General features: G+C 50.0%; 1 rRNA gene. It reads right to left on the reverse strand.

Annotation, left to right across the window (positions count from 1 at the left end):
• A 5S ribosomal RNA gene (gene rrf, locus JNO66_RS20395) occupies nt 1-64 on the reverse strand; the annotation flags it as partial.
• Between the last annotated feature and the right edge of the window lie 170 nt (nt 65-234).

Below are 234 nucleotides of genomic sequence, written 5' to 3' on the forward strand. Positions count from 1 at the left end.
AGAAGAGCTTAACGGCCGTGTTCGGCATGGGAACGGGTGTGACCTCTTCGCTATTGCCACCGGACTCATTGAAAGAAATGATTCCTTCAAAACTAAATCGTGCTCCACACAGGAGAGGAAGCAGCTGATGCTGCGTCGTCACCTGCGTTCATACAATTCACACTGTCATACACCACATTGGATAAGTCCTCGACCGATTAGTATCTGTCCGCTCCATGTGTCGCCACACTTCCA

This window comes from Alkalicoccobacillus gibsonii (assembly GCF_016798245.1).
Taxonomy (GTDB): Bacteria; Bacillota; Bacilli; order Bacillales; family Bacillaceae_D; genus Alkalicoccobacillus; species Alkalicoccobacillus gibsonii.